This is a genomic window from Glutamicibacter sp. M10 (assembly GCF_025452055.1).
Taxonomy (GTDB): Bacteria; Actinomycetota; Actinomycetes; order Actinomycetales; family Micrococcaceae; genus Glutamicibacter.
In genome coordinates this window covers 1,960,124-1,973,677 of record NZ_CP104918.1, presented here as the reverse complement: position 1 = coordinate 1,973,677, position 13,554 = coordinate 1,960,124, and the positions used below count along the sequence as shown (strand labels likewise).

At 55.3% G+C, this 13,554-nt stretch carries 9 protein-coding genes; 3 read left to right on the top strand and 6 right to left on the bottom strand.

Going from position 1 to position 13,554, the window contains the following annotated elements:
• Positions 1-25 precede the first annotated feature (25 nt).
• The gene (dut, locus tag N6V40_RS09625) at positions 26-481 is read right to left on the bottom strand and encodes a dUTP diphosphatase (RefSeq protein WP_131088512.1); all 456 of its coding nucleotides are present in this window, start codon (positions 479-481) and stop codon (positions 26-28) included.
• A gap of 141 nt (positions 482-622) precedes the next feature.
• Here dut and N6V40_RS09620 point away from each other — a divergent pair, with 141 nt between their 5' ends.
• Positions 623-1,159: a DUF3093 domain-containing protein gene (locus N6V40_RS09620; RefSeq protein WP_131088513.1), complete on the top strand. Its 537-nt coding sequence runs from the start codon at positions 623-625 to the stop codon at positions 1,157-1,159.
• An 84-nt stretch (positions 1,160-1,243) separates the two neighbouring features.
• Here N6V40_RS09620 and N6V40_RS09615 read toward each other — a convergent pair whose 3' ends face one another.
• Complete coding sequence (locus tag N6V40_RS09615; RefSeq protein ID WP_131088514.1) at positions 1,244-1,543, bottom strand: DUF4193 family protein; 300 nt, start codon at positions 1,541-1,543, stop codon at positions 1,244-1,246.
• A 260-nt stretch (positions 1,544-1,803) separates the two neighbouring features.
• Here N6V40_RS09615 and sepH point away from each other — a divergent pair, with 260 nt between their 5' ends.
• Complete coding sequence (sepH, locus tag N6V40_RS09610) at positions 1,804-2,862, top strand: septation protein SepH (protein ID WP_131088515.1); 1,059 nt, start codon at positions 1,804-1,806, stop codon at positions 2,860-2,862.
• A 77-nt stretch (positions 2,863-2,939) separates the two neighbouring features.
• Here the strand turns inward: sepH and N6V40_RS09605 are convergent, their stop codons facing one another.
• From N6V40_RS09605 to N6V40_RS09595, 3 genes are read right to left on the bottom strand one after another with little or no spacing between them, the layout of a single operon-like run.
• Entirely contained in the window at positions 2,940-4,106 is a 1,167-nt protein-coding gene (locus N6V40_RS09605; protein ID WP_131088516.1) for an alkaline phosphatase family protein, read from the bottom strand.
• A 20-nt stretch (positions 4,107-4,126) separates the two neighbouring features.
• On the bottom strand, positions 4,127-4,714 hold the full coding sequence (locus N6V40_RS09600; RefSeq protein ID WP_131088517.1) for a DUF5998 family protein: 588 nt from the start codon (positions 4,712-4,714) through the stop codon (positions 4,127-4,129).
• Positions 4,715-4,764: 50 nt separating this feature from the next.
• Positions 4,765-7,425, bottom strand: coding sequence for a bifunctional acetate--CoA ligase family protein/GNAT family N-acetyltransferase (locus N6V40_RS09595; RefSeq protein ID WP_262197470.1), 2,661 nt, complete (start codon positions 7,423-7,425; stop codon positions 4,765-4,767).
• A 98-nt stretch (positions 7,426-7,523) separates the two neighbouring features.
• Here N6V40_RS09595 and N6V40_RS09590 point away from each other — a divergent pair, with 98 nt between their 5' ends.
• Complete coding sequence (locus N6V40_RS09590) at positions 7,524-10,136, top strand: DNA gyrase/topoisomerase IV subunit A (protein ID WP_262197468.1); 2,613 nt, start codon at positions 7,524-7,526, stop codon at positions 10,134-10,136.
• Positions 10,137-10,220: 84 nt separating this feature from the next.
• Here the strand turns inward: N6V40_RS09590 and cydC are convergent, their stop codons facing one another.
• Positions 10,221-13,532, bottom strand: a complete 3,312-nt coding sequence (cydC, locus tag N6V40_RS09585) for a thiol reductant ABC exporter subunit CydC (protein WP_262197467.1) — start codon at positions 13,530-13,532, stop codon at positions 10,221-10,223.
• Positions 13,533-13,554 lie beyond the last annotated feature (22 nt).

Here is a 13,554-nt window from a genome sequence, read left to right as displayed (position 1 = left end):
TGGGCTTACTGTCCGCTGGTCTTTGTTAGGCGTTGAATCCGCCAGTAGATCCAAAGCCGCCGGCTCCTCGTGCGGTCTCCTCCAGTGAATCGACAGGCGTGAAGGCCGCCTGCTCAACTTTCTGAATAACCAGCTGGGCGATGCGATCGCCTCGGTTGATAGTGAAGGATTCAGCCTTATCTGTATTTAGCAGAGTGACCATGATCTCACCACGGTAGCCAGCATCAACAGTACCCGGTGCATTGACCACTGTGATTCCGTGCTTGGTAGCGAGGCCGCTTCGCGGGTGCACGAGTCCGACGTAACCGTGAGGAATTGCCAGAGCGATACCGGTTCGCACCAAGGCACGTTCACCCGGTTCAAGCACTGCACCTTCGCGGGCGTGCAAGTCAGCGCCTGCATCTGAAGGATGCGAGTAGCTCGGAACGGGCAGTTCACTATCGAGCATCTTGATGGCAATCGAGATTGTTGGCTCACTCATCGGTTTGGTAGTCCCCCGGGGTGTTTTGTGACTTGGTGGTTCGCTTGTTTCTTTGGCTTAACTCTATCGCGCAGATCTTAGAATGAGCTGTCCACACCGGCGCTGTCCTCGTTCAAAGAAATATTGCCTAAACTTGGAATCATGAGTAATACCAGCCCTGAGGCTTCGCGCGTTCTGTACACCGAAAAACTCTGGCCTTCAGCCAGCACCTGGATTTGGCCAATCATTATTGCCATAACTGCCGGTGTTGCGGTGGCGCCAATCAACGTCATTCTTGGGTGGAGCGTTGGAGCTGCTTTCCTGATCGCCCTGGTAGTGATTTTCCTCGTGCGCGTACCGGCAATCGAAGTTACCGAAAGCACCGTCTCGGCTGGTCGAGCCAGCATTGAACGAGAGTTCATCGGTGAAGTCACCGGCTACCGCGGCAACGATGCGTTTAAGCAGCGTGGACAGAAGCTTCATGGGCTGGCCTATATGGTGCTTCGAGGCTGGCTCGACGGCGTTGTGAAGATGGAAGTCACCGACGAACGTGACACCACCCCGTACTGGCTGATCTCTACTCGCCGCCCCGAAGAACTGGCCGCGGCCCTCTCCGGCGTTATGTACGAATTCACCGAAGAAGGAAAACTCGAAGCCGAGAAACTAGAAAAGGCTCACGAGGTCAACGAAGACCAGTAGTCCTTCCCTACCTATTGGAAGCACTGACCCGTAGCTCTACGTAGCACCCTTAGATCCTCAACGCTTAGCAAAAGTGTTGGGGATCTATCCTTCGCACTCGCTGCAGAATTTCTGCCCGTTGTCTTCACGAGCGAGCAGAGTGCGATGTCGAACCATGAAGCAGGATGCACAAGTGAACTCGTCAGCTTGCTCGGCCATGACCTCGATGCTTGCTTCTTCTTGAGCCGTCTCTCCACCAGGCAAAACGAAGTCCTCAGCCAAAGAGGTTTCCGATTCATCGATGAGGTTCGCCATCTCGACAGTCTTACCGGCCTTGAGCGATGCAATTTCCTTGGCGCGGTCCTCTTCTGAGAGCATCGTTGGTGCAGCAGATTCAAATGTCATGATCGTTTTTTGCTCTTTCCTGCAGGTGTTTCGTCGATGCCGGCAGCATCACTGGGTGAAAACTCATACCGGCATAGAAGTATAACGTTTTTACGCAAAATCCATTCCCTCGGGCTACTTGGTATGCCACAGGCTGAAGGAACACGAAATAAGACGTGAAGTTGATGACTATTCTTGCGCCACACCCGGGGCGGTGGTAGGAATTCAGGCTTCAAGGTGGCAGAGTTTTACTCAGGAAATAGAGCGTGTGGAGGGTATTAATGCGTCAGCTGAGACTGGTAGGAATTCATGAAAATGGTTCCAGCCTGCAGGTCAGCAGTGACGACGGGATGAGCTACGAGCTCCCCGTTGACGATGCACTGCGCAGTGCAATGGCAGAAATAGCCCGTTCGCGGGCTCCAAGGAACCGTGAGGAATCCTCTGTCCACTCGCCGCGTGAAATTCAGGCGCGAGTTCGCGCCGGTGCTTCTGCCTATGATCTGTCGCTCGAATGGGACATCCCAGTCGAGGACATCGTTAAGTATGAGGGCCCTGTACTCGCTGAACGTGAGCACATGGCTGAACTCGCTCGTCGTGTAGAGGTGTCCGGTCCACAGACCGATGCTGAATACCGCGAAGTCTTTGGTGAAGAACCAGCAGACTTGGGCTCGATGGTTGTGCACCGTTTTAACCAGTTGCACATCGACAGCGATTCTGCGCGCTGGAACTCTTGGAAAGATCCTGAGGGTCAGTGGATCATTACCGTTGAATTTGATTCTCCGTTGCCTAGCGACAACGTTGAATCCCTCGGTACCGATGCGCAGAGTGCCGCTGGAAACGTTGCCCGCTGGTCGTTCTCCCCAGCACGCAAATCTTTGAAGAACCTCAACCGCTGGGCACAGACCTTGAGCGAGCAAGTAGCTCCTGAGTACTTCCGCCCGGTCGCTGCGGTAAGCCAGGCTGAGCCTGAGCCACCTGCATCCAACGCTCCTGAAGCTGACGAGACCGAGGAATTGGTAACTCTCCTCAACGCTCGTCGTGGACAGCGCCCCAAGGATCAGGATCCTGAGCGCGAGTCACGCTTCAACGACATCATTGAGCGCGGCATGAGCAAGTACGATGCGGAAGAAGATGACTCGTTGCCGAACCTCCCGCAGGGTATCTCGCCTCGCACTTCTCAGCTGATGGTTGTCACCGATTCAGATCATGATGATTCTGACGCTGACGACAAGCAGTCCGAGCAGAACGATGACTCTGCACCTCGCAAGGCCAAGCGTTCGTCGGTTCCTAGCTGGGACGACATCATGTTTGGCAAGCGCAAGAAGGATACAGATTCTTAGCCCTCAGTAGAGGGACAATATGCGATTGGGGTAGCACCTTCTGGTGCTACCCCAATCGCATATTTTTTATCAAATTCTTATTTGGTTCGGTGCACTAACAGCGGAACGAAGCGCTCCCCCGCTGTGAGCGAACCGTGCTGTCCCACCATGTCGAAAGCCATCGGAGCAACCCGACGACCGTCGTAAAAGGCTATTGACTCTGCCGCTAGGATCATCAGATCTCCCAGACGTGCCTGGTGCTCATCGGTGATCGGGCCAAAGTAACCACGTTCCACCGCTTCTTGGCGTGTCATGATCCAAGCTTTGGTACCAAATTCTTTGTGCCAGGCATTTTTGACTCGTTGCCTGCCGGCCTCGTCTGTTTCGACGGCAAAGGTTAGTTGTGCCCCGCGAGGTTCACCGCTGGTTAGCTCCACTCCCTCAACAAGTTCTGGGTACTGGCTGTAGTCGATGCGCTGCGATTCGGGAACGTCGACCATTCCATGGTCCCCAGTAATCAGCACCGTGGTTTCTTCAGGCAGTCGAGACACCAGCGACTTGATGACGTAGTCGAGTTCCTCAAGGGTGTCTCGCCACTGACTGGAGTCAACACCGAACTTATGACCGGTCTTATCTAGCTCGTTGAAGTAGGTGTAGACCAGCGCACTACGATGTGAATCGAATACGTTGTGGGTGGCTTTGGCTCGTGCCATTGGCTGGTTCGCTGCGACAAACACAGGACCGCGCAGAGAAGCACGGGTCAATGCTGATTTGGCGAACATTGGGATTGAAACCGTGGCCACGTGTACGCCGTGTTCGGCTACTTTTTGGAATACGGTTGGCTGAGTTTGCCAAGCTTCCGGATTCAGGTCTGCCGGCCAGCCACCTAGTTGGTTGACTACTCGACGTTGCGCCGGATCCACCACATCGTATCCGAGCATGCCGTGCTCCCCTGGAGTGACACCGGTGGCCAAGCTACTCAGGGAAGTTGCAGTGGTTGAGGGAAAACCGGTGCCCAATTTTTGCCCATCGGCAAATAAAGATCGCAAGAAAGGTGCATGCCCTGTGTGGCTCTTGAGCTGGTTCCAACCCAAACCGTCCACCATGATCACTACAACGCGCTTGGTCTTTTTCAAGCCCAAAGCGTTGGCGAATCCCGGTACTCCCAAGGCAGTAGCCGCAGAGGGCAGGATCTCTGAGAGGGTGGCTTGCCCGTACTTCGGTGCATCAGGAATTTTGGTTGATGGGACCGCAAGTTCAGACACATTTACCTCGTCATTATGGCTCAAGAGATCGTAGCCAAACGTAGTCGGACAGCAAATTCGCGCGCCTTGTTGACCGCACGTTGCCCATCAGCTTCAGCGCTCACCCGAATCACTAAGTCCTCTGGTTGTGAAGTACCGTTCAAACCGTGGTCGGCCTCGCATTGTGGGTCACCGCAATCAGCGGGAGCCAGATCGATACGTTTGGTGCCACCCCACGACATTCCGAAGGTCAGTTCCTTGACTGGATCCGCTGCCGAATAGTGCTGCGGCTGATGGTACACAAAGCTGGTTGCGACCGATGCAATGCGTGCAAGTGCAATCATTTCGACCGAAACCTGAGCCATGACATCTTTGCCATGATCATCGAGCTGCTGGTCATCAACATGCAAGATAAACAGAACTTTTTCACTCATCACCATGACCGTAATGTGTCGGTGAACTTCAGTGTTGTCGAAATGAGTTTCCAGATGAACATAGTGGTCAAGCACTGGCTGATTCATCATTGCTTCAGCAAGTACATCCTGGACCATCTGCGGGTAAAAACCTGCACGAACCAGATCGTCTTGAAGCTCAGCGCCAGGAGCAGTCGAATATGTTGGAGAACTCATAACTCGATTCTACTCAGTTGACGAGGTCAATTCACGTTGGGCGATTGCGCTCAGCTTCGTAACGCCCGGCGGACGCTATCAATTCGTTGCTCAGCATTGCTGATCTGAATATTCACCGACAAGACGCTCAGCGAATCTGCTGACACCGAGATGGGCGCAAACTTTGCCACCGTGATTTCGGGGTGATTGTCTTTGAAGAGAGACACGCGAGTAATAAAGTCCTTCAGTGCTTCGAGGTCCACTGCGGCGAGCCCCTGATATCCCAACAACCGAACGCTGCTTCGCGGACGCCTAATGAGTTGTTCAAGATCGTGAGCGGACAGCGGCGCTACCCCATGAGCCCAGTCATCTAAGAGATTTACCGGATCTCCACTGAGGCCAAAGGAAATCACGGGCCCAAGCAACGGGTCTTCCACTGCCTTAAGCACGCAAGCTTGACCAGCCGGGGCCATGCTCTGAACTTCAAGGGCATCCACTCCGTAGGTTTTCATCAGTAACTTCATGTGGGTGAAATTGGATTCCAGGCTGGCACGGTCCGGAATGCTCAACCGTACTCCGCCAAGATCTAGACGCTGACGCAAGTCTGGATCATTGGCTTTCAGTGCTACCGGCCAGCCCAATTCATCGGCCGCTTTGATGGCCTCGGAAACCGTGTTGACCACGCGAGATCCAAAAATTTCGATGCCGTAGAAACCAAGCAGCTTTTGCGCCTGAGATTCGGTGAGTTCTAACAAGTTGGAACCCGAGACGGATTTTCCCAGTTCGTTGAGGAAGTCGGCGGCACCGTCAACATCGATGCCTTCCGGCTCTTCGATGGCCTCATAGGGCACGTCGATCCATTGCTGATAACCGTAGGCCTTGGCTAGCGCACCGATCGCTGTGGTGGGCGAGGTGTACAAGGGCACGCCTTGTTTGAGCCCACCGGTAATTTTGGTATCGGCCAAGCCAGGGACGAGAGCCAAAACAGGCTTGGGTTGGTCTAAGAATTCACGAGCAACCTTGAGAACAGCAGAGGTTTCCAATCCGGAATATGGCAAATGTGCCAGCACGACAGTGTGCACTTGAGGGTCGTCAATCAGCTGCTGAATTCTGCGGCGCAACATCGGGAGGGCACGAGATTGGCCCACACTGTAATCGAGCTCGCCTCCATGGATCACGGAATTCAGATTCCGTGTTTCTGCGACATCGCAAACCACTTCGGCAATCGTCATGGAGTTCGAAAGGACGGCAACGTTCGGCCCTTGAGGTGGCGGGAAAACTGAGAGTAATGAGGACACGTCGAGTAGCTCTTCGGAGGACCGAACGCGGATCACCCCTGATTGGCGCAAGATCGCGTTCATTGCGCCGGCCGGTGCCTGTCCTACTCGCACCGAATGGCCCGGTGGCAATCTGCGCCCCATCACATCGGTCTTGGCAACGACGACTGGTTTACGTCGCGCCAGCCTGCGGGCAATGCGAGCAAATTTACGGGGATTACCAAAGGACTCAAGATACATGGCAACGACATCGGTACGTGTGTCGTCTTCAAAGAATTGCATGGCGTCATTGCCAGAAACGTCGGCACGCAGGCCTGCTGAGATCGCGCTACTGACACCGATTCCTTGCTGGATGGCTACGCCCTGCAGAATCATTCCCATGGCTGCTGACTGGCTAAAGAAGCCGACGTTGCCAGGTTGTGGTGAGCCGGCGCTGCCCGAGGCGTATAAGTTCACGGCAGGATCGGTGTTGATCAGGCCCAATGAGGCCGGCCCAACAACCCGCATCCCGTTAGCGCGCGCCAGGGCTACTAGCTCGCGTTGGGCGCCAAGACCTTCGGCGGATTCGTATCCGGCCGACATGATCACGAGCGCCTTTACACCGTGGGCGGCGCAGTCTTTGATCGTTTCCAATACTCGTTCGCGTGGAATGCAGAGCACCGCCACATCCACTGGTCCCGGGATTTCGCTGACCTTGCCGTAAGAGACTAGTCCCCCGACTTCCAAAGCTGCATCATTAACCGCGTAGACGATGCCGGCGAATTTGGATTCGATAAGTCGTTCCAGAACATCATGGCCAAGCTTTCCCCACGTCCGGCTAGCACCAACGATCGCAATGGAATCTGGTGACAGAAGCCCGGCCACACTGCTGGCTTCGGCACGGTGCTCACGGGATTCCGTGACTTCTCGTGCCTTCTCGGTAGGACTAATGGAGAATTCGAGCATCACCACGCCATCTTCAAAATGGCGAGCTACCGCATAGCCGGCTTCAGAGAAGACGGTGAGCATCTTGCGGTTCTCAGGCAAAACTTCAGCAGCGAACTTTTCAATGCCCTTTTCTCGGGCTGCCGCTGCGAGGTGTTCAAGCAGAATTGATCCGATACCAGTGCCTTGGTATTCATCAGAGACGTTAAACGCCACTTCAGCTTCACGCGGATTATCTAAACGGTCATATCTTCCAACACCGATAATCTTTGAACCGCGCACCACAGTGAATGCCACACGGTTGGTGTGATCCACGTTGGTGAAACGCTCTAGCTCTTTAGGGGTCAGCGACGACTTGTACGTAAAATAGCGTAGGTAGACCGAGGTTTCAGACTGATGCTTATGCATCTCCTGCAACGCCTGCGCATCACGCGGGGTGATAGGCCGCAAATGCGCTGTCGTCCCATCGCGAAGCACAACATCAGCTTCCCAATGTGCCGGATATGCCGCCGAAAGTTTACGATCCACCATAGGCTTAGGATAGTCGTGACCTTCGCGTTGTGCCCAGACGCAACACGAAGTATCGACCGCTCAGGCCGCAAGAGAGTATGTGAAGGACAAATAGAGTAATGGCTCGAAAGAAGTCTGAAGAGATTCCCGAGGATTTCGTTGAGAACATCGTCGATATCGACGTGACCAATGAAATGGAATCCTCCTTCTTGGAGTACGCCTACTCGGTGATTTACTCACGTGCTCTACCCGACGCACGCGATGGACTCAAACCAGTCCAACGCCGAATCCTGTTCCAGATGGCGCAGATGGGTTTGCGCCCTGAAAAGGGTCACGTGAAGTCTGCCCGCGTGGTCGGCGAAGTCATGGGTAAATTGCACCCGCACGGCGATGCCGCAATTTACGACGCGATGGTTCGTCTGGCCCAGGATTTCTCGCTGCGCCTTCCTTTGATTGATGGCCACGGAAACTTTGGTTCTCTCGATGATGGTCCGGCTGCACCTCGTTACACCGAAGCACGCTTGGCCGCCTCTGCTGTAGCAATGACGGCCAACTTGGATGAAGACGTCGTGAACTTCATCCCTAACTACGACAATCAGTTCATGCAGCCAGAGGTTCTTCCTGCTGCCTTCCCTAACCTTTTGGTCAACGGAACCACCGGCATTGCCGTGGGTATGGCCACCAACATGGCCCCACACAATTTGGGTGAGGTTATTGCCGCCGCCCAGCATTTGCTAGTTGAGCCCGAAGCCACCGTTGAAGAACTGATGAAGTTCATTCCAGGCCCTGACTTGCCATCCGGTGGCAGCATCGTTGGTCTGGACGGCGTGAAGGATGCCTACCGTACCGGTCGTGGCTTGTTCCGCACTCGTGCCACCGTCGCTTTAGAAAAACTTTCCGCCCGTAAGTCCGCCTTGGTAGTCACCGAGCTTCCTTACGGTGTGGGCCCGGAAAAGGTCATCGAGAAGGTCAAGGATGGTGTGAACAACAAGAAGATCTCTGGCATCTCCGACGTTGTTGATCTGACTGACCGCCACCATGGCCTCAAGTTGGTTATTGAACTGAAAAACGGTTTTAACCCCAACGCAGTTTTGGCAAGTCTCTACAAATACACACCGATGGAAGATTCCTTCGGCATCAACAACGTGGCATTGGTCAACGGCCAGCCGCGAACCATGGGTTTGCGCGAGCTGCTCACTGTTTACGTTGATCACCGACTGGACGTAGTCCGCCGTCGTACCACTCACCGTCTGGCAAAACGCGAAGATCGTTTGCACCTGGTTGAGGGTTTGTTGATTGCCATTGTTGATATCGACGATGTCATCGCCATCATCCGTTCATCGGAACAGACTAATGAAGCTCGTCAACGACTGATGACGGTCTTTGACCTCAGCGAGCCGCAAGCCAACCACATTTTGGAACTGCGTCTGCGCCAGCTGACCAAGTATTCCAAGTTGGAATTGGAAACCGAAGCTGAACAGCTGCGCGAAGAAATCGAACAGCTACGCGCGATTTTGGCATCGGATCAGCTGCTGCGCTCCCTCGTTTCCGAAGAGCTTGGCACCATGGCGGAAACCTTCGGAACGCCTCGACGTACCAAGTTGCTCAAGTCTGCACAGTTGGCCCCGTTGAAGGGCACCGCGCTTCCGGAGGCCGTTGGTAACGGCAAGCAGGCCAAGCTCACTTTGGAAATCTCTGATAGTGCATGCTGGGTTCTGCTTTCTGCCACCGGACAGATCGCACGTACTGCCGATCGAACCGAAGTGGACTTCAACTCAGCGCGAATCAAGCACGACGTGTTGGTATCCCAGGTACCTTCCAGCGCACGCGGTGAAATTGGAGCGCTGACCAGCACCGGTCGAATCATTCGTGTTTCGCTAATCGACGTGCCAGCCCTACCTGAATCCCATGGCTTCCCGCAGTTGGCTCAGGGTGTGCCAGTTACTGAGTTCCTCAAGCTCGCCAAGAGTGAAACGGCGATCGCGCTGGTGCCGCTCAATGAAGTGATTGCTATCGGAACGCAACAGGGCGTGGTCAAGCGAGTTACGCCTGAATACCCGCTGAACCGTGATGAATTTGAGGCCATTACACTCAAGGACGGCGACGCCGTTATCGCTGCTGCCGTGGCACGCGAAGAAGACGAGTTAGTCTTCTTAACTCGCGATGCCCAGCTCTTGCGCTTCTCAGCCTCCGCGGTCCGTCCACAGGGTCGGACCGGCCGAGGTATGGCCGGAATCAAGCTCAGCGAGAATGATCGTGTGATCTTCTTTGGTGTGGTGCCGGCCAACGCGGAGCAAACTGTTGTGGCTACCATCGCGGCCGGTTCGCAAACCTTGCCGGGGACGTCCGGTCAGTCCGTGAAGCTGACCGAGTTTGCTGAATTCCCGTCAAAGGGTCGTGCCACCGCGGGCGTTCGTGCGCACCGATTTGTTAAGGGCGAGGATCATTTGCAGCTTGGCTTTGCCGGTCAGGGACCGGCCCGAGCTAGCTCCACTGCGGGCATCGTTCGTGCATTGCCAACCGAGTATGCAAAGCGTGATGGATCAGGTGCACCGCTGGCACAGTCGATCAACATTCTCGGCGGCACATTAAGCGTCAATGGTGCACAACCTGCGCCAGTTGTACAGGACGAGCCGGACTCTCCTGTTGAAGTGCAGCAGCCAAAGGTTGCTCCAACTTTCACCCCGGGCGAAGACACTTTGCCTTTTGACGACGGCGGAGTCATTCTCTAGTCCTGAGACAAATGCACTGAAGGTGCCTTAGTGAATCGATACTTCGATTCGCTAAGGCACCTTTGATTGTTTCAGCCAGTTGTTTCAGCGCATTAACGCTTTGGTGCCAAGGTCTATTTGCTGCTCGCAGTGTTGTGCCAATTGTTCATCATGAGTAATGAGCACTACGGTGCGAGTCGCTAAAGACTCACGTAGTGTTCGCATTAGCTCTTCGCTTTCGTCAACACCCAAATGAGCGGTGGGCTCATCGAGCAGAACAACTTGGTGCCCGCCTAGGATTGCCCTAGCCACAGCCAGCTTGCAACGCTGTCCGCCCGAAAGGTTATGCCCGCCGGAACCAATTTTGGTATCTAGTCCGGAAGGTTGTTTCAGGTACCAGTCGTACAGGTTAACCTGTTTGAGGACGTCAATGAGCTGATCGTCTGTACGTTGTTGCTCCTCGGGCACGCCCAGCATCAGGTTTCGACGGATGGACGAGTCAAAGAGGTGCGCTTCTTGAGGACACCATGCCACCGATGACAGATCCGCGTGATCGATAGGCTGACGCTGACCGTACTCATCAACTACGTTCAATGCACCGCGTCGAGTCGGCAACGCACCGAGTAAGGCCGTCAGTAGAGTCGACTTGCCTGAGCCAGACGGACCGGTGATAGCTGTCCACTGACCTTGTGGAATTTTCGCTGCCACCCCGGAGACAACGTCCGGGCCAGCACCATATCCCAAGCCCACAGCGTCCAGTTCAAAGCCCACGACGTCACCGCTTAGTGATTCGGCGTGATTGTCCTCTGCGGCCTTGTGGTCCTCATTGCTGGTCAGACCGTGGCGTTCAAGTTGTTTGGTGAGTTGTTTGAGCGACTGCCCCTGCTGCACCGCCAGCAGTGCATTGCCTGCGCTATCCCCCAGAGCAAGACACAGAAGTACTGCTAGAGCGGTCAGGGAAGCTGAACTATGCGAGAGCGAGGTGACGAGAACTGCCATCGCAACGCTGAACAATACGGCGAGCGCCGATGCGCTGCCTTGCCCGAGTGCGTGTCGACGTGCGGCAAGAGTATTGGCTTGTTGTTCCGCATGCAGCGTTTGAATCGCTGGTTCAAGGGACTGATTGATTCGCAGCGCCGACTTATGACGCAGGACGTTCAGCACAGATTGGTTCATGGCAAAACGGTGATTCATCTGTTCAACAAGTTGTTGGCCTTCCACGCGTTTTACTAGCCAGCGGACAGGGAAAGCCAGCGCCAAACCAGCAACTAGCGCTACCCATCCGAATTCAGGTTGGATGATGAACAGGGTGATCGTGGCCAGGACCCACAAGGCAATTGCTGAGAGCGGCGGGAACAGGACCCGTGCCAGCTGGTCCCGCAGTTCGTCTACCTCAGCTAGCAGGAAGCGCAACACCACCGATGAACGGCTGAACAAGCCCCATCGTGCGGGGTCTTTAATCATGGCATTCCACATTTTTTCGCGAAGGTCACCGGCGTAGCCGAGCACCGCGTCGTGAATTGCCAGTTGTTCCAGGTAGCGGAATGCTGCCCTGCCAATTCCCAGCGCTCGAACCATAACAAAGGCGACGCTCAAGTGCAGGATGGGTGGCTGGTAGCTGGCTTCAACGATGAGCCAGCCGCTCAGTGCGGCTAGCGCTACGGCGCATAGGACGCTGAGCGTTCCCCACAGCACGGCCTTGGGTGCGCTATGGTAGTGGCGCAGCAGCTCAGATCGAGGAGTAAAGGTTCGCGTCGTTACTTCTGCGAAGTGCTCGCTCTGGTCGCTGTGCTGTGTGGTTTCGAGCTGTTCTGGCACCCGTGCAGGCAGTGCTGAAGCACCCTGGTTTGTGCGCAGCGTCTGATCGATCAGTGGGTCGTGGCTGGCAATAAGTACGGAGCAACGCTCGGGAAGCTCTTCGAGAAGCTGGCGGACCTGTGCCGCATTGCCCTGATCAAGATGTGCCGTGGGTTCATCGGCCAGCAGTAGCCTGCATTCAGTATCGGTGTGGATGCGCAATAGCGCACGCATGACCTCTAGCCTGCGTAATTCGCCCGGTGAATACTCGGAGATGTTGCGCTCCAATAGGGCTGTGAGCGACAAACGGTTGGCCAACTCGGAGATCATGGCCGGGCTGGCAAGTGGCGCGTCTTGGGCTAGTTGTTCGGCGCCAGTGCTCGCGTCAAACCGTGGATGCTGACTGATTACCGCCATTGAACCTGAGTACCGGATGCTGCCCTGCACCAGCTCGGGGTCAAAGGTGTTGTCACTGCTGTAGGCCTCAGCAACGAGGGAGAGCAGGGTTGTCTTTCCGGTACCGCTGGGTGTAGCCACGATGTGGCGCTGCCCCGCAGCCAGGGTGAGACTAAAGTCTTGGTAGACGTAAGCACCCTGCTCATAGCGCAGGTTCAGGTTTTCGATTTCAAGCACGTTGTCGCCGCTTGGTGGAGTGGACTGTCTGATGCCGGCGGTAGGAGTGGAGCTGCTGAGCTTCACGTAGCGTCCGTAGGCAGCTAGTCCGTCGTCTGCCGCGTGATAGGAAGACCCAACTTCCCGAAGAGCGGAGAAGAGTTCGGGGGCCAAAATCAAGATGGTCAGCCCCGCCGATAGCTCGATGGAACCGTTGACGAGCCGGACACCGATAAAGACTGCGAGCACCGCGACAGAAAGTGTCGAGATGAGCTCCAGCCAGAAGCTGGACATAAACACGGTCTTGAGATTCGCCATGGTCGCGGTGCGATATTTGGCGCCAACCTTGGCTATGGCGTTGCCGTGCGCTCGGGCACGTCCTAGTCCCATCAGCGCCGGAAGCCCCTGGGCCAGCTCATACAGTTGGCTTGCAAGACGGTCTAGGGCCGCTTGCGACTGGTCCAAGGTATCTTGGGTGTGCATTCCGATCAGCGCCATGAACACAGGAATGAGTGGAATCGTCAGCAATAAAATGACTGCGCTGACCCAATCAACTTTCAAAATGAACAGGCCGAGTAGCAGCGGGACCGCTACTGCGCCGATCAGCGCAGGAATGAATTTCGTAAAGTAGTCGTCTAGCTTTTCAATTCCGTGACTGGCAAGCGTTGCGACCACGGGAATTGGATTCTGCTTGGCCGCAACAATCGTTGGCTGAGCTGCTTCGGATTCAAGCAGATTCATCCGCATTCGTTCTTTGGCGCCCAGTCCCATGCGCCGCGCCCCGACGTTCAGTCCCCACGCTGCCAAGGCTCGCACCACGGCACCTGCTACTGCCACGTATAGGAGGCTGGTATCAGGGTTCCCGCCTTGTGCCATGGTGGCAATCCAGCGCCCGAGTGCATAGGCGACAAGAACCAGCCCCACGGCCTTGATGACAGAAAAGCACGTCAGCAAGGCGAACTGCCGGGGTGAGATCAGTTCTCTAGGAAGAAAACGTGGGGCTGGCATAGCTCAACTTTCGGTTGTGCAA